The organism is Nonomuraea sp. NPDC001684 (assembly GCF_053596515.1).
Genome location: NZ_JBSFGJ010000690.1, coordinates 1 through 3,223, shown reverse-complemented (window position 1 = coordinate 3,223; position 3,223 = coordinate 1). Strand labels below are relative to the sequence as shown.

General features: G+C 70.4%; 4 protein-coding genes. 3 read left to right on the top strand and 1 reads right to left on the bottom strand.

Annotated features, from left to right (window positions below; genetic code table 11):
* Nucleotides 1–540 (top strand): LuxR C-terminal-related transcriptional regulator (locus ACWCSD_RS50140; RefSeq protein WP_449926525.1); only part of this gene is annotated, 540 nt, incomplete at its 5' end.
* 93 nt (nucleotides 541–633) lie between these two features.
* Here the strand turns inward: ACWCSD_RS50140 and ACWCSD_RS50135 are convergent.
* A complete protein-coding gene (locus tag ACWCSD_RS50135) occupies nucleotides 634–1,332 on the bottom strand; it encodes a MarR family transcriptional regulator (protein WP_449926522.1) in 699 nt (232 codons plus the stop codon).
* Between the two features lie 227 nt (nucleotides 1,333–1,559).
* Here ACWCSD_RS50135 and ACWCSD_RS50130 point away from each other — a divergent pair, with 227 nt between their 5' ends.
* Nucleotides 1,560–2,729: a serine hydrolase domain-containing protein gene (locus ACWCSD_RS50130; RefSeq protein WP_449926519.1), complete on the top strand. Its 1,170-nt coding sequence runs from the start codon at nucleotides 1,560–1,562 to the stop codon at nucleotides 2,727–2,729.
* 70 nt (nucleotides 2,730–2,799) lie between these two features.
* Nucleotides 2,800–3,222 carry a spore-associated protein A gene (locus ACWCSD_RS50125; protein WP_449926516.1) on the top strand — a complete coding sequence of 141 codons (423 nt, stop codon included), beginning with the start codon at nucleotides 2,800–2,802 and terminating at the stop codon, nucleotides 3,220–3,222.
* Nucleotide 3,223 lies beyond the last annotated feature (1 nt).

Genomic DNA, 3,223 nt, shown 5'->3' with positions numbered 1-3,223 from the left:
CCCGCCTCGCTGACCGAGGGCCTGGAGAGATCCGAGCGCGCGCTGGCCAGAGGGGTGCGGGTGCGCGCCCTGCACGCGCAGAGCTCCTTCGCCCAGCCGGTGCCGCGCGGGTTCGTGGATCGGTGGACGAGGCAGGGCCGCGAGGTGCGGGCCGCGCCCGTCGTGCCGACCCGGATGCTCATCTACGACCGGCACACCGCCGGAGTCCAGGCCGACCCCGCCGACCTGGACTCCGGCGCGCTGGTGATCCGCGGCGGAGGCGTGGTGAGGTCGCTGGCGTCGCTGTACGACAACTGCTGGATGGCGGCCTCGGAGCCGAAGGACGTCCCGGGCTCCTCGGACGCCGGGGCGCTCACCGAGCAGCAGCGCGCCGTCCTGCGCCTGCTGGCCGTCGGCGCCAAGGACTCGGCGCTCGCCCGCACGCTGGGAGTGTCCACCCGGACGGTCACACGGGTGGTGGGTGAGGTCAGCACGCTGCTCGGCGCCACGAGCCGCTTCCAGGCGGGCGTCCGCGCGACCCGGCTGGGCTGGCTCGACTAGCGCAGCCGCGAACGCGGGGTCGAGCCCGGCGCGGACGTCGGCGGATCCTGGCCACGGACACCGGCACCGCCGTCGCCCCGGTGCGGCCGCCGCTCAGCCCCGGCCGGACGCCTGCTTGGCGGCGTACGCCTGCCGCCACTCCTCGGCCGCCTGCAGCATGGCGTGGCCGACGTGGTCGAAGAAGTCGCCGATGTCCTGCAGCCGGGTCCCGGCGGGCGAGGCGGCTCCGAGCATCGCCGCGCCTTGGCGGGCGACGTCGGCCAGCAGCGCGTTCTGGCGGGCGCTGGCCGTCCAGCCGCGGAACCAGGCGTCGGCGTCGATGACGTAGCGGTCGCGCCGCCGGCGCGGGTCGCGTTCGCGCCGGATCAGCTCCTGCCGTTCGAGCTCGCCGATCGCCTTGGAGACCGAGGCGGGGCTGACCTGGAGCCTGCGGGTGAGCTCGGCCGCGGTGAGGTTGCCGCTGTCGGTGAGGTAGAGGCTGGCCAGGACGCGGGCGGTCATCCGCGACAACCCGGTGCCGATCATGACCGTGGTGAACTCCTCCTCCAGATCGGTGACCGCCTTGCGGTCGCGCGTCCCGGAGGCCGCCGGACGTCTGCGGGCGCGGTCGCGGGTGGCCTGGTGCGCCTGGTCGGCCTGGTAGCCGTCGGGGCCGCCGTTGCGGGCCACCTCGCGCGTGACGGTGGACAGCGGCCGGTTCAGGCGGGTGGCGATCTCGGTCTGGGTCAGCCCTTCGGCCAGCCCCTCGGCGATCTGCCGGCGGTCCTGGTGGGTCAGCCTGCCTCCGGGCATCGGCGGCGCCTTCCTGGTCGTACGCGCAACGGACGGCTGCAGTCTTGCATTCGCCGCCATCTCATTGCAACTCAACCGACTTGCATTCATCATCACGCCATTGCAATTAACGCTGAATACCTGTTGAATAGGCACTTTTTAGTTGACGAATTTGCGAATGCAAGTTAGCTTTTCCGTTGTCGCGAACGTCAAGAATCGCGCCGCCCACCCCTAGACAAGGAACCGACGTGACCGCATCCCAGTCCGCGAAAGCGGCGGTGCTCACCGCCGCGACCCTGGCCGCCACGGCCCTGCCCGCCGCCGCGTCCCCCGCTCCCGGGCATGCCGGGGTGCAGCAGGTGCTCGACCGGACGGTGGCCGCCAAGCTCGCGCCCGGCATGGTCGCCGACGTCCGCGACGGCCGCCGCTCCTGGTTCGGCTCGGCGGGCGTGTCCGACACCGGGACCGGACGCGAGCGCCGGCAGAACGAGCGGTTCCGCATCGGCAGCGCCTCCAAGGCGTTCACCGCCACCGTGGTGCTCAAGCTCGCGGCCGAGGGGAAGCTGAGCCTCGACGACACCCTTGACAGGCACCTGCCCGGCCTGTTCGACGGCAGCGCCTACGACCCGGGCAAGATCACCATCCGGCAGCTGCTCAACCAGACCAGCGGCATCTTCGCCTACACCGACGACGAGAAGTTCTTCGGCACGGGCGGCGCCGAGTGGTTCAAGCATCGCTTCGACACCTACACCCCCGAGCAGCTGGTGAAGATCGCCCTGGCCCACCCGCCCACCGGCGAGCCGGGCCGGCGTTTCAAGTACTCCAACACCAACTACATCCTGGCCGCGATGATCGTCGAGAAGGCGACGGGCCGGACGTTCGAGCAGGAACTCAACCGGACCGTCATCCGCCCCCTGCGGCTGAACGGCACCTCCCTGCCCGGCGCCGACCCCGGGATCCGGGGCCCGCACCCCGTGCACTACTCCATCCTGTTCTCCCGCGACCCCCAGCCCACCGTCCACGACGCCACCCTGATGAACCAGTCCTTCGCCTGGGCCGCCGGCGGCCTCATCTCCACCACCACCGACCTCAACCGGTTCTTCGCCGCCCTGTTCGGCGGACGTGTCCTGCCGGGCGCGCAGTTGCGCGAGATGCTCACGACCGTCCCCACCGAGGGGGCGGGCTGGATCCCCGACACCCGGTACGGCCTGGGCGTTTTCGAACAGAAGCTGCCCTGCGGCACCAGCGTGTGGGGCAACGGCGGCGCCACGTACGGATCGTGGAACTACAGCATGGGCACCCGCGACGGCAGGCACCGCCTCACCACGCAGGTCAACGGCGACTGGGCGCCCCTGAGCGTCTTCAACGACGCCCTGGCCGCCGAGTTCTGCCCCTCCCCCGCCGCTTATGGATCTTGAGACATTCGAACATATGGTAAAAAAAGGGAGTTAGATCATGACCGAAATGCCAGCAGATTGAAGGATGCCTGTGCTCAGGAAGACCCTCACGGCCGCCGCGTTCACCCTCGTCGCCGCCACCTCCCTCATGGCGATCCCGACGGCCGCCAGCGCGGACGTCTACTGCGGCGACGGCTACAAGGTCGTCCACCAGAGCGAGATGCACAACTACACCAAGGTCTGGGGGACGGTGTACCTGACCTACAACAGCAGCACCGGCAAGAACTGCGTGACGGTCGTCAAGAGCAACTACGTCGGCACCAGCACCTGGACCAACGTCACGCTCACCGTCCAGGGCGGTAGCAGCTACGGCGTGAGCGAGACCGTCAAGTACTACGGCGGCCCGGTCTACGCCGGCGCCAAGGGCGCCTGCGTGAAGTACTCGGCCATCATCGAGGCCCCCAGCGGCGCCCGCGCCATCGGCGGACGCTCCACGTGGGGCAACTGCGGCTGAC